22 protein-coding genes and 1 tRNA gene are annotated in these 22,786 nt (G+C 55.6%); 17 read left to right on the plus strand and 6 right to left on the minus strand.

The genetic code is table 11. From position 1 onward, the window contains the following. The first annotated feature begins 186 nt into the window (after positions 1–186). Complete coding sequence (ggt, locus tag ACFWW2_RS14840) at positions 187–1,989, plus strand: gamma-glutamyltransferase (RefSeq protein ID WP_393929425.1); 1,803 nt, start codon at positions 187–189, stop codon at positions 1,987–1,989. A 41-nt stretch (positions 1,990–2,030) separates the two neighbouring features. On the opposite strand, the gene ACFWW2_RS14845 is transcribed toward ggt, so the two are convergent. Together ACFWW2_RS14845 and ACFWW2_RS14850 are read right to left on the minus strand one after the other, a co-directional pair. Beyond that, positions 2,031–2,846: a hypothetical protein gene (locus tag ACFWW2_RS14845; protein WP_393929066.1), complete on the minus strand. Its 816-nt coding sequence runs from the start codon at positions 2,844–2,846 to the stop codon at positions 2,031–2,033. 4 nt (positions 2,847–2,850) lie between these two features. Continuing rightward, on the minus strand, positions 2,851–4,392 hold the full coding sequence (locus ACFWW2_RS14850) for a helicase HerA-like domain-containing protein (protein WP_393929068.1): 1,542 nt from the start codon (positions 4,390–4,392) through the stop codon (positions 2,851–2,853). Positions 4,393–4,792: 400 nt separating this feature from the next. Here ACFWW2_RS14850 and ACFWW2_RS14855 point away from each other — a divergent pair, with 400 nt between their 5' ends. The 3 genes from ACFWW2_RS14855 (at position 4,793) to ACFWW2_RS14865 (ending at position 7,598) form a co-directional block, all read left to right on the plus strand. After that, positions 4,793–5,407 carry an invasion associated locus B family protein gene (locus ACFWW2_RS14855; protein WP_393929070.1) on the plus strand — a complete coding sequence of 205 codons (615 nt, stop codon included), beginning with the start codon at positions 4,793–4,795 and terminating at the stop codon, positions 5,405–5,407. Between the two features lie 116 nt (positions 5,408–5,523). Continuing rightward, complete coding sequence (locus ACFWW2_RS14860) at positions 5,524–6,513, plus strand: sterol desaturase family protein (RefSeq protein WP_393929072.1); 990 nt, start codon at positions 5,524–5,526, stop codon at positions 6,511–6,513. Beyond that, complete coding sequence (locus tag ACFWW2_RS14865) at positions 6,510–7,598, plus strand: acyltransferase family protein (protein WP_393929074.1); 1,089 nt, start codon at positions 6,510–6,512, stop codon at positions 7,596–7,598. Before ACFWW2_RS14860 ends, ACFWW2_RS14865 begins: the two co-directional genes overlap by 4 nt. On the opposite strand, the gene ACFWW2_RS14870 is transcribed toward ACFWW2_RS14865, so the two are convergent. The 4 genes from ACFWW2_RS14870 to ACFWW2_RS14885 form a co-directional block, all read right to left on the minus strand. Then, on the minus strand, positions 7,595–8,803 hold the full coding sequence (locus tag ACFWW2_RS14870) for a beta-ketoacyl-[acyl-carrier-protein] synthase family protein (protein WP_393929076.1): 1,209 nt from the start codon (positions 8,801–8,803) through the stop codon (positions 7,595–7,597). The genes ACFWW2_RS14865 and ACFWW2_RS14870 overlap by 4 nt on opposite strands. Then, entirely contained in the window at positions 8,804–9,064 is a 261-nt protein-coding gene (locus ACFWW2_RS14875) for an acyl carrier protein (RefSeq protein WP_393929078.1), read from the minus strand. Between the two features lie 67 nt (positions 9,065–9,131). Continuing rightward, entirely contained in the window at positions 9,132–10,193 is a 1,062-nt protein-coding gene (locus ACFWW2_RS14880) for a UDP-3-O-(3-hydroxymyristoyl)glucosamine N-acyltransferase (RefSeq protein WP_393929080.1), read from the minus strand. A gap of 32 nt (positions 10,194–10,225) precedes the next feature. Continuing rightward, positions 10,226–11,779, minus strand: coding sequence for a murein L,D-transpeptidase (locus ACFWW2_RS14885; protein ID WP_393929082.1), 1,554 nt, complete (start codon positions 11,777–11,779; stop codon positions 10,226–10,228). 395 nt (positions 11,780–12,174) lie between these two features. Between ACFWW2_RS14885 and ACFWW2_RS14890 the strand changes: the two genes are divergently transcribed. The 13 genes from ACFWW2_RS14890 to hsdR all read left to right on the plus strand — a co-directional run bounded on the left by ACFWW2_RS14890 (position 12,175) and on the right by hsdR (position 22,736). Next, complete coding sequence (locus ACFWW2_RS14890) at positions 12,175–12,747, plus strand: YcbK family protein (RefSeq protein WP_393929084.1); 573 nt, start codon at positions 12,175–12,177, stop codon at positions 12,745–12,747. Positions 12,748–12,907: 160 nt separating this feature from the next. Then, a tRNA-Thr gene (locus ACFWW2_RS14895) sits at positions 12,908–12,983 on the plus strand. Positions 12,984–13,206: 223 nt separating this feature from the next. After that, positions 13,207–14,337: a tyrosine-type recombinase/integrase gene (locus ACFWW2_RS14900; RefSeq protein WP_393929086.1), complete on the plus strand. Its 1,131-nt coding sequence runs from the start codon at positions 13,207–13,209 to the stop codon at positions 14,335–14,337. A 74-nt stretch (positions 14,338–14,411) separates the two neighbouring features. Beyond that, a complete protein-coding gene (locus ACFWW2_RS14905) occupies positions 14,412–15,035 on the plus strand; it encodes a hypothetical protein (RefSeq protein ID WP_393929088.1) in 624 nt (207 codons plus the stop codon). Positions 15,036–15,067: 32 nt separating this feature from the next. After that, entirely contained in the window at positions 15,068–15,283 is a 216-nt protein-coding gene (locus tag ACFWW2_RS14910; RefSeq protein ID WP_393929089.1) for a hypothetical protein, read from the plus strand. A gap of 127 nt (positions 15,284–15,410) precedes the next feature. Next, positions 15,411–15,632 carry a helix-turn-helix transcriptional regulator gene (locus ACFWW2_RS14915; RefSeq protein ID WP_393929427.1) on the plus strand — a complete coding sequence of 74 codons (222 nt, stop codon included), beginning with the start codon at positions 15,411–15,413 and terminating at the stop codon, positions 15,630–15,632. After that, entirely contained in the window at positions 15,625–16,050 is a 426-nt protein-coding gene (locus ACFWW2_RS14920) for a helix-turn-helix domain-containing protein (RefSeq protein ID WP_393929091.1), read from the plus strand. The genes ACFWW2_RS14915 and ACFWW2_RS14920 overlap by 8 nt, the downstream gene beginning before the upstream one ends. A gap of 52 nt (positions 16,051–16,102) precedes the next feature. Further along, positions 16,103–17,014, plus strand: coding sequence for a tyrosine recombinase XerC (xerC, locus tag ACFWW2_RS14925; RefSeq protein ID WP_393929093.1), 912 nt, complete (start codon positions 16,103–16,105; stop codon positions 17,012–17,014). A gap of 170 nt (positions 17,015–17,184) precedes the next feature. After that, the gene (locus ACFWW2_RS14930) at positions 17,185–18,627 is read left to right on the plus strand and encodes an N-6 DNA methylase (protein ID WP_393929094.1); all 1,443 of its coding nucleotides are present in this window, start codon (positions 17,185–17,187) and stop codon (positions 18,625–18,627) included. Then, entirely contained in the window at positions 18,624–18,965 is a 342-nt protein-coding gene (locus tag ACFWW2_RS14935; RefSeq protein WP_393929095.1) for a hypothetical protein, read from the plus strand. Before ACFWW2_RS14930 ends, ACFWW2_RS14935 begins: the two co-directional genes overlap by 4 nt. Then, on the plus strand, positions 18,962–20,137 hold the full coding sequence (locus ACFWW2_RS14940; RefSeq protein WP_393929097.1) for a restriction endonuclease subunit S: 1,176 nt from the start codon (positions 18,962–18,964) through the stop codon (positions 20,135–20,137). Before ACFWW2_RS14935 ends, ACFWW2_RS14940 begins: the two co-directional genes overlap by 4 nt. 6 nt (positions 20,138–20,143) lie before the next feature. After that, complete coding sequence (locus tag ACFWW2_RS14945; RefSeq protein WP_393929099.1) at positions 20,144–20,431, plus strand: hypothetical protein; 288 nt, start codon at positions 20,144–20,146, stop codon at positions 20,429–20,431. Further along, on the plus strand, positions 20,406–22,736 hold the full coding sequence (gene hsdR, locus ACFWW2_RS14950) for an EcoAI/FtnUII family type I restriction enzme subunit R (protein WP_393929101.1): 2,331 nt from the start codon (positions 20,406–20,408) through the stop codon (positions 22,734–22,736). The genes ACFWW2_RS14945 and hsdR overlap by 26 nt, the downstream gene beginning before the upstream one ends. The last annotated feature ends 50 nt before the right edge of the window (positions 22,737–22,786 follow it).

Genomic DNA, 22,786 nt, shown 5'->3' on the forward strand with positions numbered 1-22,786 from the left:
AACGGTAACCAATTCACCGTGATCTGCAATAACGCACCGCTTGCGATGATCTGTTAAAAATCGTCGCGAAGATTTTTGGCCCTACGATTTTTCGACGAGAAATCGTGCCCGCCACGACCCGCTTTACATTCCACCTGCCCTTGCGTCACCCTGACCGCATTCGTTCCAACAATGAGGTCCATCATGATGTTGCGTCGTTTCTTTACCCCTTGCCTATTCAGTGCCTGCCTGCTGTCTCCCGCCATCGCCCAACAAGCCGCAGATGCGGTCGCCCCAGAGGAGGCCACAGCACTGGCCGGGTTCGAGAACCTGTCAGAGGCGGCACAGGCCGCCCTTGATGCCAAGACGGCGGGCGTTCCTGTCTCTGCGGAAGACTGGATGGTAGCCGCTGCCAATCCGCTCGCGGTTGAGGCGGGTGCTGCCGTTCTGGCCGATGGCGGCACAGCAGCGGACGCCATGGTCGCCGTTCAGGCGGTACTGGGGTTGGTTGAACCACAATCATCTGGGCTGGGCGGTGGCGCCTTCCTGGTCTGGTACGATGCGACAACTGGCGAAATCACCACGCTGGACGGTCGTGAAACCGCACCTTTAGCCGCAACACCCACGCTGTTTCAGGACGAAAACGGTGAACGCCTTGGCTTTTTCGACGCGGTCGTCGGTGGTCTGTCCGTCGGCACACCCGGCACGCCAAAATTGATGGAAGATACCCATCGCCGCTGGGGGCAGTCCAACTGGGCGGGCCTTTTCAACGAAGCAATCAGCCTTGCCGAAAACGGCTTTGCCGTCTCGCCGCGCATGGCGGGCGCCATCGCCAATGACAGCGAAAGACTGCAACGCTTTCCGGCTACCGCCGCCTACTTCTTTCCGGGCGGCAACGCTTTGCAGGCCGGTGACACCCTGATCAATACGGACTATGCCGACACGCTGCGTCAGATCGCGACCCGTGGAACAGATGCATTCTATACTGGTCCCATCGCCGAGGATATCGTCGCCACCGTGCGCAATGCCGAAGGTAATCCCGGTGTCCTTTCGACACTGGATCTTGCGCTATATGACGTGGTCGAACGCGCGCCGGTCTGCGTCACCTATCGGGTGTACGATGTCTGCGGCATGGGGCCGCCATCATCCGGCGCACTGACAGTCGGGCAGATCCTCGGGATCGTGAACAATTTCGACATCTCGGACCCAAGCGACTCGAACACATGGCGGCTGATTGGCGATGCGTCCCGCCTCGCCTTTGCCGACCGGGGGCGTTACATGGCCGATAGTGATTTCGTGCCGATGCCCACCCAGGGTCTGGTCGACCCCGCCTATCTGGAAGAACGAGCGGGGCTGATCGAAGGCGATCGCATCGATGGTTTTGTCGCCCTGCCAGAAGTGGCGCCGGGCAACCCCACATGGGATCACGCGCAGCTTTGGGGTGATGATGTCAGTATCGAGTTTCCCTCAACCTCGCATATCTCCATCGTCGATACCTACGGCAATGCGCTGTCTATGACGACCACTATTGAAAATGGCTTTGGGTCACGGCTGTTCGTGCGGGGCTTTCTGCTCAATAACGAACTGACCGACTTTTCCTTTGCCACGCATAGCGATGGCTATCCCATCGCCAACCGGGTCGAACCGGGCAAACGGCCACGTTCATCCATGTCACCGACTATCGTGACCCAGGATGGTGAGCCTGTGCTGGTCATCGGCAGCCCCGGCGGCAGTCGCATTATCGGCTATGTGGCCCAAGCCATTATCGCCCATTTGGAATGGGGAATGGATGTGCAGCAAGCCGTCGCAATGCCGCATCTGGTCAATCGCTTCGGCACCTACGATCTTGAGGAAGGCAGCGACGCGGTATCGTTTGAAGCACCGCTCACTGAACTGGGATACGAGGTCAACATCCGCGGCCTGAATTCCGGCCTGCATGCCATCGCAATCGGGGACGGTTTGCAAGGCGGGGCCGACCCCCGGCGCGAAGGGGTTGCATTGGGCGAGTAGCACCATCTTGGGGCGGGGCACTTCCCCCGCCCGATCACCAGCTAAATTGAAAGATCGATCATCAACCCCGATAGCATTGCCCCAAACGCCTCAGGCAGTGAGCGGATGAAGGCAACCGTCAGACGACCCCTTAGAAACGTCCAGTCGATCAGCACGACATAGACGAAAAACATCGTCAGCACATAAAGCCCCGCAACCCAGTCGTTGAACATGATGGCCGAGGCCCAATCCTGCGCGAAGACGTACCAATAACACGCATAAATCACGTAGGCAGCAAGCAAGATCGCCATAGGCAAAATGCGCGCACCCAGTCGCCCCCGAAAGACTGCCATGAACATGAGCGTCAGAAAGGCGATCAGGTTGGCGAGGCTGAAGGTCTGCAAATCCTTTTTCAACCCGTTCAATGTATCTTCATACCGCTGGACAACAAACTCTCCCACCGTCCGCTCGCCAATCTTGAATTGCGCAATGCGTGATTGCAGGGCCTGGCTGGCAATTGTTCCCCGTATCGTTGCTGCATCGCAGTCACCGGCGCACCGATTTGCCGCAGTATTCCGAACCAGTGCCGCGATAGCCGCGTCCCTTTGCTCGGCCAGTACCTCGGCATTGTCCGCGAACCGGCCCGCAAGAGACTGAAGCAAACTGTTGTCACTCTCCTCTGCAGCGGTTTGGGCCGCATCAAGCGCAAGTTTGACACGCTCTTCCACGGTACTGATGACGAAAGATTGCGCCTTCGCCTCAATCAACTGCGGTTGATAGGTGATCACATACAAGAACCCCGCCATGAGGATCGCACCGCTCAACCCCAGCAAAAAGGTCACCAGCCGCGCGCCGCGATGCATTGTGCCGTCAATCATCTGTCTAGCGCCCCTTGAACAATCCACCCAGAATTCCGCGAACGATGCGGCGCCCCGTGGTGCCGGTCAGCTCTTTGGTGATGACCGAAGCCAGCTTGCCGCCAAACCCACCACCCGATGACCGGGACGATCTGCGCGACGATGACCGCCCTGTCCCGCCACCGTCATAGCGGCGGGCCGCCTTAAACTCGCGTTCCTTCTCTTCAAGTGCTTCTTCTTCCGCCTCCGCCTTCTCGGCAGCGGCCGCAGCCGCATCAGCCCGGTTTCTGAGCATCTCAAAGGCGCTATCACGATCAACGGGCGTGTCATACTTTCCCGCCATATCAGAGGCTTGCATGACGAACTTGCGTTCAGCGGTGGTGATTGGCCCCAGCTGTGATGACGGCGGCCGGATCAGCGTGCGCTCGACAACCGTCGGAATACCCTTGGGGTTCAGGAACGAGGTGACAGCTTCACCCGTCCCCACCTCCTGAATAGCCTCAGCCGTATCGAACTCCGGATTGTCACGATAGGTCTCGGCGGCAGTCTTCAGCTCCTTGCGGTCTTTGGCCGTGAAAGCCCGTAGCGCATGCTGCACCCGGTTGCCTAGCTGGCCCAAGACATCCTCGGGGATATCACCGGGGTTCTGCGTGACGAAATAGACCCCGACCCCTTTGGATCGGATCAGGCGCGCCACCTGTTCAACCTTATCCACCAGCGCCTTTGGCGCATCATCAAACAGCAAATGCGCCTCGTCGAAAAAGAACACCAGTTTGGGTTTGTCGGGGTTACCCACTTCTGGCAGTTCCTCGAACAGCTCGGACAACAACCAAAGCAGGAAAGTGGCATAGAGCCGTGGACTACCCATCAACTGGTCGGCGGCAAGGATGTTGATCTCGCCCCGGCCATCACGGGTCCGCATCATATCCGCCAGATCCAGCGCCGGTTCGCCAAACAGGGCATTGCCCCCCTGATTTTCCAGTACCAGCAACTGCCGTTGGATCGCACCAACGGACGACGACGCTACATTGCCATATCGCAATGACAGATCCTGCGCGTTCTGCCCGACCCAGACCAGAAGCGCCTGCAAATCCTTGAGGTCGAGAAGCGGCAAGCCCTCCTCATCCGCGACCCGGAAGGCGACATTCAGCACGCCTTCCTGCACATCGGTCAATTCCATCAGACGGGCCAGCAGCAACGGCCCCATTTCGGCGACCGTCGCCCGGATCGGATGGCCCTGCTGCCCGAAAAGATCCCAGAATGTCACCGGAAAGCTGTCATATTGCAGATCAAGGCCGATAGTATCAGCCCGTTTCATGAAAGCGTCATGCAGCTTGAACTCGGCTGACCCGGCGGCGGCCAGACCGGACAAATCACCCTTCACATCCGACAGGAACACCGGAACACCGGCAGCCGAAAACCCTTCGGCCATGATCTGCAGGGTGACCGTCTTGCCCGTGCCGGTCGCACCGGCCACCAATCCATGCCGGTTCGCCTTGTCGAGCAACAGGGATTGCGGCGTTCCGTATTCGGCCCCGCCGCCCCCGATAAAGATATGATCGCCCATTTAAACTGCTCCCTCGTCAGATTGTTTCAGATCAAAATACATTCTTAACCAATCCATGCCAGTCTAAACGCCTGTCACGCCACCCAAACGGGGCGGTTTGGCATATTTCCTCCCTGTTAGACTTGCCGTGCCTGCGGGCACGGCTTTTTTCTGGCAAGATCACCATCTTATGACATCGATAGGCAAAGATTTCCGGTTGACGGACACAATGGCTTTGCGTAGCTTCCCCTGCAATTAGTCGGCCAAGTCCGACAGGGAGAAAACGAAGAAGGGTCCTTTGGGGCCCTTTTTCTATGGCTGAACAGTCTTAGCGGATGCCTGCCCATCGCGCGGATTTTGGCGCTGACAGCCCTGTCTGACCATGCTAAAGCCCTTAAAAACACGCGAAGGATCAAACAAGATGAGCAGCTTTTTCAAATCCATCATTCTGGCTGGTCTGTTGACACAGGCCGGTGCCGCGATAGCGCAGGAAACCGAAACAGAAACGCCAGCGGAAGAAAACGCACCCGCGCAGGATGGCGCACCCGATGATCTGATCCTTGGTGAACCTCTGCCGCCGAAAGTTGGCGAACCCTACGTGCTGCAGGAATTCGGTGATTGGGAGATGCGCTGCGTCAAGGCCCCGGAAGGGCAGAATGATCCATGCAATCTTTATCAGCTATTGCTGGACAATGACGGCAATCAAGTGGCCGAGGTCAACCTGTTCCGCCTGCCCGACGGATCGCGCGCCGCTGCTGGTGCTACAATTGTCGTCCCACTCGAAACACTGCTAACCCAGCAACTGACCCTGTCGGTGGATGGCGGTGAAGCCCGCCGATACCCATTCACCTTCTGCAATGCCGCCGGCTGCGTCTCGCGGCTTGGATTCACCCAGGCCGAGGTCGATCAGTTCAAGCGCGGAAGTAACGCGACACTGCGGCTGGTGCCAGCAGCAGCACCAGATCAAGAAGTCCTGCTGACCATGTCCCTGACAGGTTTTACAGCAGGTTTTGAAGGTGTCGTGACCCTCGAATAAAACGCCGTGCTGCAAGCTGGCCGGGCATCAACGTGCCCGCCAAGTTTCCATAGTCGCGTCATTGTTCCTCCACATTTGATGGTTAAGCTTACCGGTAGTCTGTATTGGGGCTTACTATGGGCGAAATGATCGACAATATTGGAAGCGCATTCTCAGCGACCTTTCTTGGCTTGGAATCCCGACTTGCATTGGTCTATTTGATCACGACCGTTGTACTGGCTTATGCAATCTGGATCTGGCGGGCGAAGCCTCAGCCGTTTCTGCGTTGGCTGATGCCTTCTGCAGTCTATAAACATCGGTCCAATATTGTTGATTTACAGCTATTCGGGCTCAACTTCCTGCTGAATGTGGTCGGATTCTTCGCGCTGCTGACATTCACACCGCTTGTGACCATTGTGGTCCTCGAACAACTGTTGGGGCTGACGAACACAGAATACACGCCAATCGATAGCACTTTTTGGCGGACATTTGTGACGACTGTGCTCATCATCCTGACTTTGGATTTCTGCAAGTACTGGACGCACTATTTTCATCATGAATCGCCGACACTTTGGCCATTTCACGCGGTGCATCACTCTGCCGAAGTGTTGACCCCCGTGACCGTGTCGCGAGTCCACCCCATCTACAAGGTCACCCAGAATATCATTTTGGCCATCGGCGTCGGTATCGTGCAGGCGATCATCCTGTTTGCAGTTATGGGCAAGGTGGACGTGATTGCGATCGGATCTGCCAATGTGGGCTATGTACTGTTCAACCTGTTCGGCGCCAATCTGCGGCATACGCATATCTGGCTGAGCTACGGGCGTGTGTTGGAACATGTTTTCATTTCTCCAGCACAGCATCAGATCCACCATTCCAGTGCAGTTGAACACCACAACAAAAATTACGGAGAGGTCTTTGCCTTTTGGGACTGGATGTTCGGCACGCTTTACGTTCCCGAAAAGGAAGAGGTGCTACAATTCGGCATCGCTGATGGGCAGGGAAATCTGATAGAACAACCTCATCCAACCTTGCGCGCCGCGATCATTCAGCCCTTCAGGGATAGCTGGCAAAGCCTGCGTAAACCGACTGAAACCAAACCGTCCGAACACATCAAACAGCAGTGAAACCCGGCCTGTCCATATGGCTGGACCTGATCCGTGTCGTTGCAACTGTCGTCGTTGTTCTGTCACATTGGGCCTACCCCCGTTTCACCGATGGCACCTATTTTATCCTGCGTGAATGGAATGTCGGCAGTGACGCTGTCATTGTTTTCTTCGTTATCTCGGGAATTGTGATAGCCTATGCTGCGGGGCGCGATCAAACTGCGGGTCGTTTTGCTTTCAATCGATTAACCCGACTTTGGTCCGTGCTGATCCCCGCCATTTTGCTGACATTTCTGTTCGACCGGCTTGGCATTGGTCTGGATCCATCTGCCTATCCACAGCAATATTTCCAGCCCCTCAATCTATGGGAAATGTTGGGACGAGGCCTTACTTTCAGCAATGAATTCGCCTTTCCCGGTCCTGCGCGACTGGGCACAAACGGTCCGCTATGGTCGCTGAGTTACGAGGCGGCCTATTACGCCATCTTCGGCGCAGCCGTGTTTTTGGGCGGTGCACGCCGCATCGCCGTGCTTCTGGTTTTGATCATGATCGCCGGGCCGCGGATCATTCTCTTGATGCCGGCTTGGCTCATGGGTGTCTGGTTTTGGCATCGGCTGTCTTCCGGGTCATTGCCAGTTTTGAAACCCGCCTCGGCCTACTTACTCAGCATCGGCGCCCCTGCCCTCTATGTGATATGCCAAGCGATAAACCTGCCTGATCAACTCAGTACTTTGACGGCTGACGCACTGGGCCTACCTGACGCACGCCAGATGTTGCGCTTCTCAGACGAATTCATCTGGAACACGATAATCGGTATATTCACCACGTTACATCTGATCGGGATGGCACATTTGCTGCATAACAGCAGGTTGAATTGGACGTCTGTTCGCTGGTTTGCCGGCGCCAGCTTCTCGATCTACGTCACCCACTACCCCGCCTTGCATTTGCTGGATGCCAGTTTGCCCTCAAACATTTTAGGTCGTCACGCGATTTTACTCTTAGGCGCTATCGCCGTGGGCCTGGTTTTCGCGGAACTCTTTGAACGGCGACTGGGTATTTTGCGAAATGCCCTGCGTAGCTCGCGGCGGTACGCCGTGCGATCTTAGATAGACCGCAATGCCAGCACCGCATTCAGACCACCAAAAGCAAAGGCGTTCGAAAGCGCCACATCCACTTTTGCATCGCGCGCGACATTAGGCACCACATCCAGCGCGCATTCGGGATCGGGTGCCTCATACCCGATGGTCGGTGCTACGACCCCGTCCCGCAGGGCCATGATGCAGGCGAGCAGTTCCACCGCCCCGGTGCCTCCAATCAAATGTCCATGCATGGATTTGGTGGACGATATCATCAACTGGTCCGCATGCGCCCCGAACACATCAGCGACCGCAGCACATTCCGTCTTGTCATTCGCGGCTGTCCCCGTGCCATGCGCGTTGATATAGCCAACACTGTCGCCAGCCAGTCCGGCGTCCTTCAATGCGCCGCCAATGGCCCGCGCCGCCCCCTGCTTTGAGGGCATAACAATGTCGGCAGCGTCAGAGGACATGGCGAAACCCACGACTTCGCATAGGATGTCTGCCCCCCGTGCAGCGGCGTGTTCATACTCTTCGAACACAAACACTCCCGCACCCTCTCCCTGCACCATCCCGTTGCGCGTGGCCGAAAACGGGCGGCAGGCGTCCTTGGACATGACCCGCAACCCTTCCCAGGCCTTGATCCCGCCAAAGCATAACATCGCCTCCGACCCGCCAGTCACCATCACCTTGGCCATACCGCAACGCACCATGTTGAAGGCCTGCCCCATCGCATGGTTCGACGACGCGCAGGCGGTCGCCACCGTAAAGGACGGACCGCGCAGGTTCCATTCCATCGACACATGACTGGCCGCGGCATTGTTCATCAGCTTGGGCACGATAAACGGATGCACCCGGTTCTTGCCCGCCTCATACACCGCGCGGTAGTTTTCATCCTGCGTCGTCAATCCACCGCCGGATGTGCCTAAAACAACACCCGACTGATCAGCCAATGCACCGGTAAAACTCAGACCCGATTGTGCAATGGCCTCGCGCGCAGCAAGCAGCGTGAACTGGGTGAAACGGTCATAAAGCGCAATCTGCTGGCGGTTGAAATGCTGCGCCTCGTCATAGCCCTTGATCTGGCCGCCGATCTGGATTGCCAGACGGTCCACATCCGCAATCTCAAGCGGGCCAATGCCGCAACGCCCTTCGCGCATGGCCTCGAAGGTGGCAAGGACGTTTTCGCCCAGGGGATTGATCGTGCCCGCTCCGGTGATGACAACCCGGCGCATTTACTTGCCCTGTTCGGCCTTCAGCCGCTCAACCGCAGCAATAATAGCCGCAACAGAAGAGATATCGAAATCGCTCTCACCCGGCTCATTCGCGTTGAATGGCACTGAGATATCAAAGCATTCCTCAATCGCAAAAATGCTTTCGACCAATGCCATGCTGTCGATGCCAAGGTCCTCAAGCGTGTGTTCCAGCTTGACATCAGCCGGCTCCAGCATCGCCTGTTCCGCAATGATTTCGACAACCTTTTTCTGGGTGTTCATGTCGCTTCGACGTCCATTTCTGTTCATCTGTGATGTAGTCACAATGGGGCCGCTTTGAAACAGGCGGTTAACCTTTTCCAAGACCTTTCAGAACTCGTGGCAAACGGCGCAATGCCTTATAGCTGTCCACATGGGTCTGCATCTTTGTGGCAGGATAGCCCATCATAACCCGTCCGGCAGGCACATTGGACAGCACGACCGAACCGCCACCCAGCACAACATCATCGCCCACCTTCAGATTATCAGCGATACCCGCCTTGCCACCCACGACCACTCTGTCACCCACCACGGTGGACCCGGCCACACCCGCCTGCGCACAAAGCAGGCAATGGTCCCCGACAATCACATTATGACCAACCTGTACCAGATTATCGATCTTGGTGCCTTGCCCGATGCGTGTCGCGCGGATGGTTCCGGCATCCACCGTCGCATTCGCCCCGATCTCTACATCATCGCCAATCTCTACGCCGCCCAGCGAATGGATCCGGTGCCATGTCGGATCTGCCGGGGCAGACATGGGCGCATCGCCCAGCGTCTCGCGCGCCAGTTCAACATTGGATGGCTCGGCGGTAACAAAGGAGAACCCGTCGCCACCGATTGTCACATTGGGGTGCAAGATAGCACGATCACCGATACGCACGTGCCGCTGCAACCGGACACCGGGGTGAATGACACAGTCGCGTCCGATGGTGACACCAACGGCAATACTGACCTGATCGCCAATCCAGCATCCGTCACCAATGACCGCATCCGCACCAATGACGGCAAACGGGCCAATCACCACATCGGTGCCAATCCGAGCCGCAGGATCAATCAAGGCGTTCTTTGAAATCCCTTCGCCCGGCAGCTTTCGGTCCAGCATCCGCGTCAGACCTGCCATCGCCAATCGGGCGCGGGGGGCCAGAATTGCGGCCTCAAGCCCCAAGGCCTGCCAATCCGCGTCGGGCCAGACAACGGCGGCACGCGCCTGCCCTTTCGCCAGCGCATCGCCGTAGGCAGGAGTCATTGCCAGAGCCAGATCATCAGGACCGGCACTGCCAGGCTCAGCTGCACCATCCACCAAAAGATCAACGGCGCCAAAGGCTTCTGCCCCAAGCGCTGCTGCGATGTCTGCTATGGAATGTGCCATCTTGTCCCCGGACCGGTTACCCGAGGAAAGATTTACCCGCGAACGGCGCGAACTGCCACCCCTTCACGGGCCAGCGCGTCCCAGATGCGGCCATCGCGACCATAGACATCACGACGGTACTGCATCCGGCCATCGGCCTGGGTGAAGGCTGTGCGATACACAAGATGCACCGGCACCGGCTCGGTCAGGTCGACACGTTGCTCACGACCCGTGCGCAACTGCGCCTGAAAGAACTCTTCGGGGTTGCCCATCTGCTTAGCCAGCAAGGCATAGGCAAAATCAAATGGATCATTCAGGCGGATACAGCCATGGCTGAAGGCCCGGGTCTCACGGCCAAAGAGGCTCTTGGCCGGGGTGTCATGCAGGTAGATATTGTAGCGGTTGGGGAACATGAACTTGACCAGTCCCAACGCGTTGCCCCGGCTCGGGGGCTGGCGCATCGAATAGGGAAAATTAGATGCGGTATATTGGCTGAAATCAACGGCACCGCGGTTGACCTGACGGCCCCGGCTGTCAGTGATGATCAGCTGGTTCACCGCATTTGGATTGCGCTGCAACTGGGGCAGATATTCCTTGGTGACGATGGAACGGGGCACATACCAGCTGGGGTTGATGACCATGAACTCCATGACATCAGAAAACTCAGGGCTAACACGGTCACGTTCATTGGCACCGATAACTGATCGGGTGCTGAACGTTTCCACATCATTGTCGATGATCTTGGCGGTGAAATCGGTCAGGTTGACCCAGATGTGGCGCTGACCACGGGGGCGATTGATCCAGCGTTCCCGCTCCATCGCAACGATAATGGCCTGCAACCGACGCTCTACGGACGTGTTCAACTCGGTCAGAGTGCCGGGGCCTGCCGTGCCGTCAATGGCAAGCCCATTGGCCTGCTGAAACCGCTGAACGGAGGTGGTAATCGCCTGATCATAGGTCTGCGTATTGGTGCGCGACAGAAAGCTCATGGCGATCAACCGGTTGCGCAGTGCAACAACCTGCGGCCCGGTATCGCCGGGTTCCAACTTGCGGGCACTGACTGTCGGCCCCCAACCACCATCAGCCAGCAAACGCTCCATCGCCAGTTTTTCACGCATCAGGCGGGTGTATTCCGGGGATGCGGGCGGCAAGGCCCGCAAGAAACCGGCACGGTTGGATTGCGAAAAGGCCTGGATCGTCGCCAGACGCGACCGGTATGGGACCTGCCTGCGGATACCGCTATCGACGCGCGACGGTATCAGAATACCGGTCTGCACATCACGGGCGTACTGCAGAAACAGGCGGCTGACCTCGACCTCGACCCGGCCTTGTGCGGCGGGTGTCGTGGCCGATTGGAACTGGGCGCGCAGCGTCTCGGGATTATAGCGGTCAATCGGCAATCCGTGGTCGCCTGCAGAACTGAACGCGGCCAGCAACGCATTGCGGCGGCGGCGTTCATCCCAGATACCTTCGAAATTGCGCGCGCGGTAGAATGCCATCAGGTCATCGTCGCCGGCCGCAGCCTCGGCCACAGCCTGCCGGAATTCAGTCACCTGCGCATGGGCCTGCGGCACACTGAACAGACCAAAAACCAGCAACATACACATCGCTGCAAAACGAAGCATCACCCTTTGAATTGGCAGGCTTTCAACTCGCATAAATCAAATTTCCCATAACTTCTTTCAAATGACACTAACGCAAAGTCACCATGGGGAAGAGTATCAATATCCATACCCCAGCCCTGTCCACTCACAATGCGGCGAAGCGCTGGCCACGACCCGTGTGTGTTGCCAACATGCCGCCTTGAGGAGCGTTTTTGAACGGAAGCGCGTGTCATCTTTGCGCAATTTGCCGCCGATTTCCGCGCCGTTAACCAATAACGGGCTAAACACCTCTTGGTGATCGAATCGAAATATGCCATAAAACTAGCATCATCTTGGGGGCATGATGGAAAATCCGCTGTAAAGCGGAGTTATTGAGCGACGGGACAGGCGCTACAGACATGACAAAACTGACTTCCTCGGGGATGACCCGGCGTGGATTGCTGGGGGCATTTGCAGCATCGGCAATCGCAGCGGCACCAACCTATTCAAACGCAGCAGGTTTTTTGCGCGGGCGCGCGGGCGACATTCGCCGCATCGCCATGCATTCCGGCCGGACAGGTGAACGGATCGACACGATCTACTGGATCGAAGGTGAATACATTCCCGAAGCAGTGCGCGAGATCAACGTCTTCATGCGCGACTGGCGCACAAGTGAGGCGATCCAGATCGACCTGCGCACCATCGACATCATGTCAGCCGCCCTGAACCTGATGGATACGAGCGAACCCTATCTTCTCTTGTCCGGCTACCGTTCGCCACAGACCAATGCCATGTTGCGCAGCCGCTCTTCCGGCGTTGCGCGGAATTCTCTTCATATGCGCGGTCAGGCCGCCGATCTGCGGTTGCAAAGCCGAACCACGGTTCAGATGGCCAATGCCGCCATCGCCTGTCGCGCCGGTGGCGTTGGGCGCTATGCCGGTTCCAATTTCGTGCATATGGATTGCGGCCCGATCCGCAGCTGGCGCGGCTAGGCAACTGCTGCCCAGGCCTGTGCTGGTCCGGATATGCCTCTCACTGATGACTTGGCCACCCTGCCCTTTTGCGGCCTGCTCCCATCTCACGCAAAAAGACAAAAGAAACGATCGAGCCGACTTGCCAACTCTCAATCGCAATGGTAATTCGCGCGACAGTGCCCCTATAGCTCAGCTGGTAGAGCAACTGATTTGTAATCAGTAGGTCCGCGGTTCGAGTCCGTGTGGGGGCACCATTTAAATATCCAAATTCATCCAATGACATCCGAATGAACCTTGTTTATATAGGTTTCGCGATGCTCCATTGTCCAGCGCGGTTTTATAGCGTGCGATGCGATACCCCCAGATAGGGGGTTTTTTTGGGGGTGTCGAGTTCGGTCAAGAAAAGTGATACCCCCAGAGATGCCATTGTCAGACATTCAGATTCGAAACCTCAAGCCGCGCGAAAGGGCCTATAAGGTGTCCGATTTTGAGGGCCTATTTGTTCTAGTGAAGCCGAACGGGTCGCGCCTGTGGCGCTTCAAGTACCGACTGGACGGCAGGGAAAAGCTCTATTCTATTGGCGTTTATCCCGACATATCGCTTGCTCAGGCCCGTAAGGCTAAAGACGACGCCCGTGCGAAGGTTGCAGCCGGGATCGACCCAAGCGAAGTCAAGCAAGATGAAAAACGTTCGCGGCTGGAAGCAATGGGTCACACCTTTGAGAAGGTCGGTGCGTCATTTCTTGCCAATCAAAAAAGTGAGGTAAAATCCTCTGCAACTCTGGCTAAGACTGAATATCACCTCAAGCTGGCCAATCGTGATTTTGGGCGTAAGCCCGTGACCGAGATCACCGCGCCCATGATCCTCAAGACCCTCCGTAAAGTTGAGGCTAAGGGTAATTATGAGACCGCCCACCGCCTGCGCGCCCGTATCGGGTCGGTGTTTCGCTATGCAGTGGCCAGTGGGATTGCTGAGACAGACCCGACCTATGCCTTGCGCGATGCATTGATCCGCCCAATCCGTGTTCATCGCGCCGCTATCATTGATCCTGAGGCGTTGGGACGCTTGATGGCTGAGATCGACGAGTTTGATGGGCAAGCCGCCACGCGGATTGCTTTGAAGTTGCTGGCCATGCTCGCCCAACGACCGGGCGAGGTGCGTAATGCCAAATGGGAAGAGTTCGATCTGGCCGAAAGGATCTGGTCGATCCCAGCAGCCAAGATGAAAATGCGCCGTGATCACAATGTGCCATTGCCGGATCAGGCTTTGGTATTGTTGAAGCAATTACGAGCGATGAACAATCCAGGTGCCTACCTATTCCCATCATTGCGCACCTGGACGCGCCCGATGTCTGAAAACACCCTTAACGCAGCGCTGCGCCGCATGGGATACTCCGGTGATGAAATGACCGCACACGGATTTCGTGCGTCGTTTTCTACATTGGCCAACGAAAGCGGCCTATGGAATCCCGACGCCATTGAGCGGGCCTTAGCCCATGTTGAGAAAAACGAAGTCCGCCGAGCATACGCGAGAGGAGAACACTGGGATGAGCGGGTAAAGTTGGCTGATTGGTGGGCTAGATATTTGGATGAACTACGGTCAAAATAGAAATCGCTCCAATTTGACCCAAAGGTGCCCGCATTCTCAAAGAGTCGTTAGTTCAACGCATTTTGGAAGACAGTTTGGCAGGGCTTGTTCAATGGCAGCCACGAGCTGTTCCACTTGTTCTCGGATCTGAGTACGACGCACGCTTGGAGAGGCTTGAAGCGAGCCGCCAACAAGCCATTAAGATTGTTCGTGACAAACTTGAGGATTTGGAAGACGAGACCATCTTCACGCGATTTGATGAACGTGGACGGGCTACCGATGAAGAGACCCGCGAATGGACATCCACTTGGCGGAGCGACGCCAATGATATTTTGCGTCGGCAACGGGCGTTCAATATGGCCGGACTTGGTAAGCCGGACTACTTGGCTGACTATGAGCATTGGGGGCGTTCGGCATTTTTTGAGCTACGCGAAGTTGTTTTTTTGTCTGTTGGTCTTGAGCCTCACACAGATTTAATCGAAGAGATGGCCGAAATCCCACAACGCGGAAAAAGTCCTTTCCCAGAGGCAGTTTTCTTGATGCGGCGTGCTGATCAACTTTCAAGGCAGTTTGATCCCCACGGGTATTCCGAGCGTGTTGCACCAGAGCCGCTTTTTGCGTGGATAAACAAGGTTAGCCTTCAGGTTCATCCGGGATTTGACGCGATGCTTTCCTTAATGGTCGAACGCGACGTCACCGTGGAGCCGCAAGTGATTTAAGGCGTGACAGCAATGATAACCTGAGGAAGCCCATGGAAGGGCGCGAACTTGCTTCCCTTTCGAAGTTACTCACCGCAATAGCAATACATGAATATGGCTACGACCCCACGCAACGCCGCAGTCCAATCCCCCAGGCGATTCAAGACACTTGCGACAAGCTGGGTTTACCCATGTCAGCTGATACGATTCGAAAATATCTTCAAATTGGAGCAAAGCATCTTCCAAAAGACTGGAAGCCGGACAAATAATTGTTCCTTGAACGAATAATTTTATAAAACACCAACTGTCCAGTAGGTTAGGTCTAATCTGGCAACGACAATGCTGTTCTGCCTTCGACGTGCTGAAATGTTGCATGACGTCATCAATCGCAATTGGATGAGGTCAAACCATGACACACCGCAGTACATTTCCCGAAACCGGATTGGTCCGCCTATCGCAAATCCTTTCCCCGTCGGACCGATCCCGGTTTCCAAGTCCACTTGGTGGCAAGGGGTCAAAGAAGGTCGTTTCCCCCAACCTCAAAAGCTAGGTCCACGCACAACCGTTTGGAAAGTTGAAGATATCCGCGCCTTGTTTGATGGGCAGACAGATGGGTAAGCGCGCAAACCCGATGGCCGTCAAATCGGCTCTCACGTACGACATCAACGAAGCTGCCGTGGCATTAGGCAAGACACCCGCAACGATCCGCAATTGGATCAAAGACGGGTTAGCGGTGATGTCATCACGCAAACCCTATCTGATCCTGGGCGCAGCGATCCAAGAATATCTACGCGCCAAATACAAAGCCGCAAAGCGTCCATTGGGTCCGGATCAGCTCTTCTGTCTATCATGTCGTGCCGCTCAAAGACCCGCAGGCATGTCCGTCACAATCGGACGAATCTCTCAAAGGACATCGTTGTTGAAAGGCGTTTGCGAACGCTGTGATGGCGTCTGCACCCGCATGATTGCCACTTCCACGGCTGATAGTTTCGCGGCGGCATTCAAGATCACGAAAGAGGCAGGCAGCGAACCCTAATTGATACCTCCATCATCCTCCTAAACTGACACAAACCGAGCGGAGCAATCCCATGCGGAAATTCAATGAAGAAAACGAACGCATCAAACGTCGCTACCTGCAATACCTCAAGCGCGCCAGGCGCAAAGATGCCAGCACGGTGCAAAAGGCTGCCGAAGGCATTCTACGCTTTGAGGCCAGCACCAATTACGCCGACTTCAAACGCTTTCACATCGAACAGGTGAACAAGTTCCAAGACCGGATCAATGCCGAGATCAGCAAGGCCACGGGCGAGCCGTTGTCGAAATCAACGATCCGCACGATCCTAACCGCCAACAAGGGATTCTTCTTTTGGCTTGCAGATCAAACAGGATACAAAGGCCGTATTCGCCATTCCGACGCGGACTATTTCAACATGGATGCCAAGGGCCAACGAGTCGCCAGCACAGTGCGCGAAACGCCATACCCTTCGATGGAAATGACCCGCCACGCGTTTAACTTCATGCCCGAGGTCACCGAAGCGGACAAACGCAACAAAGCGATTTTTGCTTTCCTTATGCTGACAGGCGCGCGGGATGGCGCAGTTGCCTCCTTGAGGCTTAAGCATATGAACATGATCGACGGTTGCGTATATCAGGATGCGCGCGAAGTGCGGACGAAGAACAGCAAGTCGATCACGACATTCTTCCTACCAACAGGTGACGCATATTTGGCATGCATTGAAACTTGGGTGAAGTTCTTAAGAACCGAAAAACTGTTCGGTCCCGACGATCCATTGTTCCCACCGCTCAAGACGGGCCAAATGAACGGCATGCTGCAAGTCGTCGGTTTTGAGCGGGACATCTACAAGAACGCAAACGCTATCCGCCGAGCCATCAAAGAAGCCTTCTCCCGTGCCGACCTTCCATCCTTCACGCCGCACGCATTTCGCAAGACTTTGGTGAAATGGGCTGACACGGCCTATCCGACCCGCGAAGGTTTCTAGGCATTCTCGCAGAACATTGGTCATACGAGTGTGATCACCACGGTGAGCGCTTACTGCCCGGTGTCCACGGAAAGGCAAGGGGAGATCATAAAATCAGCGGCCATGGCCTAATTCGCATTGTGACACCCGGTTCCTGATCCTACCCTGCCCAAAAACCAAAGGAATCCCACGTGTTTGAAAACGCCTTCAACAGCATTGACCGCGAACTTCGCAATGAAGAAGGATTGGCGTCCGAACTCGACTACGCCGAACAAACTTCATGGATACTCTTCCTGAAATATCTCGATGACATCGAACAAGAACGGCAGGACGAAGCGGAGCTGACTGGGGCTGACTATGCCCCGAAATTGCCGACGCCGATGCGCTGGAAAACATGGGCGTCAGCCAAGAACGACGACGGGACCGACCGCAAGGACGTGCTGACAGGTGAAGACCTGATCACCTTCGTCAACCAAACGCTGTTCCCGACCCTCAAGAAATACCGCGAAGACGCCACCAGCCCGGACACCATCGAATACAAGATCGGGGAAATTTTCTCTGAGATCACCAATAAATTCCGCTCGGGTTATTCCCTGCGCGACGTGCTGGAAATCGTGGACGGGCTGGAATTCAACACCCAAGAGGCCAAGCACGAACTGTCCGACCTCTACGAATCTCGCATCAAGCGGATGGGCAACGCGGGCCGCAACGGCGGTGAATACTACACACCGCGCCCGCTGATCCGCGCCATGCTCAAGGTGATTGACCCAAAGATCGGGGAAACGGTCTATGACGGGGCTTGCGGCTCTGCGGGGTTCCTGTGCGAAGCCTATGACTACATGCTGACGCCCGACATATCCGCGACCGACTTCAACACCCTGCAAACCAAAACCTTCTACGGGCAGGAAAAGAAGTCGCTCGCTTACATCATCGGGATCATGAACATGATCCTGCACGGCATCACGGCCCCCAATATCCGGCGCACCAATACGCTGAATGAAAACGTCATGGATATTCAGCAAAAGGACCGCTTTGATGTGATCCTTGCCAACCCGCCCTTTGGCGGTGGCGAACGCCCAGAGGTGCAGCAGAACTTTCCGATCAAATCGGGCGAGACCGGCTATCTGTTCATCCAGCACTTCATCCGCAAGCTCAAGGCAGGCGGGCGGGCCGCTGTGGTGATCAAGAATACGTTTCTGTCCAATGGTGACGCGGCGGCATTGCGCCGCGAATTGTTGGAAACCTGCGATCTGCACACGGTGCTGGATTGCCCCGCCAAGGTGTTCCAAGGGGCGGGGGTGAAAACCGTCGTGCTGTTCTTTGAAAAAGGGCGCAAGACGCATAAGACGTGGTTCTACGCGCTGGACCCGGAACGGTCCTTGGGCAAATCATCCCCCCTGCGCGATGATGAGCTGGCAGAGTTTGTGGAGTTTCAAAAGACCAAAGCCGATAGCCCCAAAAGCTGGACAGTGCAGCGCGGAGATATTGATGCAGAGACGATGGATATGTCCGTAAAGAACCCCAACGCGCCCGAGGAAGCCCCGCTGCGCGCCCCTGTGGAGATCATAGAGGATATGCTGGCGCGGGATGCCGAGACCGCTGGAATCTTGGAACAGATCAGGGGGATGCTATGACAGAAGAAGAGCTGACCGCGATCTATGACGCGGCATGGAAGAACGCCCCGCCGTCAGTTGGGATGGATATTCTTGCGGATCATCTTGGTAGCGATCTGATGGATCAGCTTGGTGACTATCCCAGAGATTTAGCAACTCCGAACGCGAACTTGACTGCCTTGGTTACGTACCTTGCCGAGGAAGTACTGCGACTGGCAATTAACTATGAGCTTGCGCCATTTGATGGCTCTTTAGCCAAGCATCTTCAGGACGGTGACACCGAACAGGATTGGCTGGAACGTGAAGACCTGTTGCCTTTTGTGATGAACTGGAGCGCTAATGTGCGAGGGATGCTGTGAAGGCGGGCTGGGACGTTAAGCCGCTTGGGGAGGTTTGTGAACTCGTAAACGGGAGGGCCTACAAAAAGCCTGAGCTGCTTGATCAAGGGAAGTACCCAGTTCTTCGCGTCGGGAACTTCTTTACGAGCAACAAATGGTACTATTCCGACCTAGAACTTGAACCGAAGAAATACTGTGAAACGGGGGACCTTCTTTATGCTTGGTCTGCTTCGTTTGGTCCAAGAATATGGGAAGGAGAGAAGTCTATTTTTCACTACCATATCTGGAATGTGCAGCATCCCGAGCAAAAACTAGACCGCAAATTCCTTTACTACTATTTCGATTGGGACAAGGAGCGTATCAAAGAGGAGCAAGGTGCCGGTGCCACAATGATCCACGTTTCAAAGCATTCGATGGAAGCGCGTGCACTGCCAATCCCACCCCTCGAAGAGCAAAAGCGGATTGTGGCGGTTTTGGATGCGGCGTTTGAGGGGCTGACCCGCGCCAAAGAAAACGCCGAAGCCAACCTCCAAAACGCGCGGGAGTTGTTTGACAACTTTGTTGAAGGCTATTTTCGGGAGCTTTCGCAACGGTACAAACCTAAACCGTTGCTAGATGTCTGTCGCGAAAGGGGGATCACTTATGGCGTTATCAAGCTAGGTGACCAAATCGACGACGGCGTACCTTGCTTGAGGACAAGCAATGTTCGCTCATTGTCATTTACTCTTGAAGGAATGAAATCAATTTCGACGAAATTGTCGAAAGAGTATTCAAGAACCATACTCCGGGGCGGCGAGGTATTGGTTAACGTCCGGGGAACCCTGGGAGGTGTGACTGTTGTACCTTCTACAATGTCTGGGTGGAATATTTCACGAGAGGTCGCGATGGTCGATGTCAATGATCAAGAAGCAGTGCCCGACTATGTCGCCTTGTTTATTGCAAGCAAAACCGCACAAAGCTGGTTAACAGGTGTGACGACCGGTGCCGCTTACAAAGGCATTAATCTTGCCGATCTTAGAAAGCTGCCTATGCCGCTTCCCGACAAAGGCCAGCAAATAGCTTCGATCAATATTCTGAATGCGATTAAAGATAAGGTATTAGTCGCCGAAGCAAACTACCTCACCAAACTCACTGACATCGTCGACCTGCGCCAATCGCTCTTGCAAAAGGCCTTTGCGGGTGAACTGACATGAGGCACGATGGGAAAAGGTAACTACCTAGGTGGCTCAACAATTGTGAAGCTCAGGTCAAGCTGGTCTAGGATTAGAGAATCCAACGACTACGCGCTAAGGTTGACTGAAGAGCAAAAGATATCTCTGGCTGAGTTTGAAAAGAAGTTGGCGGATGAAAGGCTTGAGCAGGCAAAGCAGGAGCGCAAAAGCGGCAGTTCTCGACCTGCGAAGGTTGCCAGAACAAAGGCTAAGTCTAAAAGGAAGAAAAAATCGAGAAAGCGGATGTTAGATGAAGCGCGACGAAACCGAAGCTGACACTCGCGCCATGCGGATCGACCCCGATCTTGCCGCCAACGGCTGGGAAGGTGCCACCAAGGTTGAGGGTGCGCGGGTGCATCGCGAGGAAATGCTCTGGCCCGGTCGCATCATGTCTGGTGGCCAGACAAACGCCCCCAAGCCTGCGGATTACGTGTTGCGCATGAATGGCCACGTCATGGCGGTGATGGAGGCCAAGCGCGCCGGTCTCGCCTTTACCGAAGGGCGCGGCCAGGCGCTCGACTACGCCATACGCATCGACGCGCGCTTTGCCTATTGCACCAACGGTCTGCGCTACTGGGAAATCGACCGCCACACAGGGGCCGAACAAGAAGTGGACGCGGTGCCGTCGCCTGCCGACTTGTGGGCGCGCTGTTACCCCACTGGCAACGCTTGGCGCGACCGTTTCGGGCAAGTGCCGTTTGAAACCGACGGCGGCAAGTGGCAGCCGCGTTACTATCAGGCTGGCGCTGTAAATGCCGTGCTAGAGGCGATGGCAGAGGGCGAGCGGCGCATCCTGCTGACATTGGCGACAGGCACGGGCAAAACCTCTATCGCGTTTCAGATCGCGTGGAAGCTGTTCCAATCACGATGGAGCCTGACAGGCGAGCCAACCCGCCGCCCGCGTATCCTGTTCCTTGCAGATCGCAACATTCTGGCGGATCAGGCCTACAATTCGTTTTCCGCTTTTGAGCCGGACGCCCTAAGCCGCATCAACCCCAAAGAGATCAGCAAGAAAGGCAAGATGCCTCGCAACGCATCGGTGTTCTTTACAATCTTCCAGACGTTCATGACGGAAGGGAAAAGCGGCGAAGACGAATTCAATTTCCATGCCTATGAGACTGACTTCTTCGATTTCATCATCATCGACGAATGCCACCGGGGCGGGGCCAAAGACGAAAGCACGTGGCGCAGTATCCTGGAGTATTTCTCACCCGCCGTGCAGCTTGGCCTGACAGCCACGCCTAAGCGCAAGGTCAACGCCGATACCTATTCCTATTTCGGTGAACCCGTCTACACCTACGCCCTGCGCGACGGGATCGAAGACGGCTTCCTGACCCCGTTCAAAGTGCGCCAAATGGCCAGCACGATTGATACCTACGTCTATGATCCCGATGATGAAGTCGTCGGTGGCGAAATTGACCCCGATCACGTCTATACCGAAGCCGAAATCAATTCGAAGATCGTCATCCCCGAACGTGAACAAAGCCGCATTCACGAATTCATGGATCAGATCAACCCACGCCAAAAAACTCTTGTGTTCTGTGCCACCCAAAACCACGCCGCCGCCGTGCGCGACTACATCAACCAGATCAAAGATATCGACGACCCGCACTACTGCGAACGTGTCACCGCAAACGATGGTGCGCTGGGCGAGCAACACCTTCGCGAGTTCCAAGACAACGAACGCAGCATCCCCACGATCCTCACCACATCGCAAAAGCTGTCCACCGGCGTCGATGCCCGCAATGTGCGTAACATCGTTTTGATGCGTCCCGTGAAGTCGATGATCGAATTCAAGCAGATTGTCGGGCGTGGCACCCGTACGTTTGAAGGCAAAGATTTCTTCACGGTTTTTGATTTTGTGAAGGCATACGAGCATTTCAATGATCCTGAGTGGGATGGCGAACCGTTACCGCCTGATGATCCCAAGCCGCCACGAGCGCCTTCTAGTCCAACCGGCGTAGGTCCGGGCGACCCGCCTGAACCGGGCGCGGAACCCGAAGCAAAGATTGTGATAAAGTTGGCGGACGGCAAAGAGCGCCAAATCAAATACATCGCGACTACGACCTATTTTTCGCATGATGGAAAGATGATCTCTGGTGAAGAGTTCATGCACCAGTTGTTCGGTGATCTTAGTGATCTGGTGGAAGACGAAGATCACTTGCGCACGATTTGGAGTAATCCCGAAACCCGCGTCCAGTTCTTCAAGGTGCTTGCGGATCGCGGCTATGACAATGACCGTTTAGAAGACATGAAACGGTTGATTGACGCGCCTAACAGCGACGTCTTTGACGTGCTGGCCTATGTCAAATTCACCTTGGTTCCCTTGGCGCGGTCACAACGGGCAAGTGCGGCACGCGACATTGGGTTGGTTGGGATTAAAGGAGAGATGCGCTCTTTTCTTGAAGCTGTGCTAGCAGCCTATGAAATCCACGGGGTTGATGAACTTGCCCTATCGAAAATCAGCGACTTCTTGCGCGTCAGATATGGCGGGACTAATGGCGCCAAGAATGCACTTGGTGCTATCCCTGATATCAAGCGCGCATTCATGGACATTCAAACGCATATCTACGCCAACTGATGCCAGTAAATTGGCTCTAGCAGAATTTTTTGGGGGTATCGTTGGGGGTA

Origin of the sequence: Yoonia sp. R2-816, from assembly GCF_046762905.1 — a bacterium.
GTDB lineage: Bacteria > Pseudomonadota > Alphaproteobacteria > Rhodobacterales > Rhodobacteraceae > Yoonia.

What these genes read in the sequence shown, in the direction of transcription:
- ggt (WP_393929425.1), top strand. Translation starts at nt 187, where the DNA reads ATGTTGCGTCGTTTCTTTACCCCTTGCCTATTCAGTGCCTGCCTGCTG.
- ACFWW2_RS14845 (WP_393929066.1), bottom strand. Translation starts at nt 2,846, where the DNA reads ATGATTGACGGCACAATGCATCGCGGCGCGCGGCTGGTGACCTTTTTG.
- ACFWW2_RS14850 (WP_393929068.1), bottom strand. Translation starts at nt 4,392, where the DNA reads ATGGGCGATCATATCTTTATCGGGGGCGGCGGGGCCGAATACGGAACG.
- ACFWW2_RS14855 (WP_393929070.1), top strand. Translation starts at nt 4,793, where the DNA reads ATGAGCAGCTTTTTCAAATCCATCATTCTGGCTGGTCTGTTGACACAG.
- ACFWW2_RS14860 (WP_393929072.1), top strand. Translation starts at nt 5,524, where the DNA reads ATGGGCGAAATGATCGACAATATTGGAAGCGCATTCTCAGCGACCTTT.
- ACFWW2_RS14870 (WP_393929076.1), bottom strand. Translation starts at nt 8,803, where the DNA reads ATGCGCCGGGTTGTCATCACCGGAGCGGGCACGATCAATCCCCTGGGC.
- ACFWW2_RS14875 (WP_393929078.1), bottom strand. Translation starts at nt 9,064, where the DNA reads ATGAACACCCAGAAAAAGGTTGTCGAAATCATTGCGGAACAGGCGATG.
- ACFWW2_RS14880 (WP_393929080.1), bottom strand. Translation starts at nt 10,193, where the DNA reads ATGGCACATTCCATAGCAGACATCGCAGCAGCGCTTGGGGCAGAAGCC.
- ACFWW2_RS14885 (WP_393929082.1), bottom strand. Translation starts at nt 11,779, where the DNA reads ATGTGTATGTTGCTGGTTTTTGGTCTGTTCAGTGTGCCGCAGGCCCAT.
- ACFWW2_RS14890 (WP_393929084.1), top strand. Translation starts at nt 12,175, where the DNA reads ATGACAAAACTGACTTCCTCGGGGATGACCCGGCGTGGATTGCTGGGG.
- ACFWW2_RS14910 (WP_393929089.1), top strand. Translation starts at nt 15,068, where the DNA reads ATGGAAGGGCGCGAACTTGCTTCCCTTTCGAAGTTACTCACCGCAATA.
- ACFWW2_RS14915 (WP_393929427.1), top strand. Translation starts at nt 15,411, where the DNA reads ATGAGGTCAAACCATGACACACCGCAGTACATTTCCCGAAACCGGATT.
- ACFWW2_RS14920 (WP_393929091.1), top strand. Translation starts at nt 15,625, where the DNA reads ATGGGTAAGCGCGCAAACCCGATGGCCGTCAAATCGGCTCTCACGTAC.
- xerC (WP_393929093.1), top strand. Translation starts at nt 16,103, where the DNA reads ATGCGGAAATTCAATGAAGAAAACGAACGCATCAAACGTCGCTACCTG.
- ACFWW2_RS14935 (WP_393929095.1), top strand. Translation starts at nt 18,624, where the DNA reads ATGACAGAAGAAGAGCTGACCGCGATCTATGACGCGGCATGGAAGAAC.
- ACFWW2_RS14945 (WP_393929099.1), top strand. Translation starts at nt 20,144, where the DNA reads ATGGGAAAAGGTAACTACCTAGGTGGCTCAACAATTGTGAAGCTCAGG.
- hsdR (WP_393929101.1), top strand. Translation starts at nt 20,406, where the DNA reads ATGAAGCGCGACGAAACCGAAGCTGACACTCGCGCCATGCGGATCGAC.